The following is a 289-nucleotide window of genomic DNA, read 5'->3' as shown; positions in this document are numbered from 1 at the left end:
CGCTCTGCATGTAGTCGTGGAACACCCGCACGCCGCTGCGCGCCTCGATGCGCCAACGCGCTGCCAGCGCATGTTCCAGCTCGCGCGGGTCGAGCGGGCGCTGCGGGGTCAGGCTCTGCCCCTCGCCAGCGAAGCGTTCCTTGCGCAGCTTGCGGAAGTGGCCCTTGAGCAGGTTGCGGTAGATCAGAGCGTCGCGATTGTAGAAGGCCAGCGACAGCCAGCCGCCGGGTGCGCAGAGTTGGTGCAGCACCGGCAGGATCGCATGGGGTTCGGCCAGCCACTCGAGCAC

The 289-nt window shown here is 68.5% G+C and carries 1 protein-coding gene; it reads right to left on the bottom strand.

Features of this window, described 5'->3' with window-relative positions; translation table 11 throughout:
* A partial coding sequence (locus BST14_RS32005) for a class I SAM-dependent methyltransferase (protein WP_211280853.1) occupies positions 1–289 on the bottom strand: 289 nt, incomplete at both ends.

This window comes from Mycobacterium arosiense ATCC BAA-1401 = DSM 45069 (assembly GCF_002086125.1).
Lineage (GTDB): Bacteria > Actinomycetota > Actinomycetes > Mycobacteriales > Mycobacteriaceae > Mycobacterium > Mycobacterium arosiense.
This window is presented reverse-complemented; position numbering and strand designations above follow the sequence as displayed.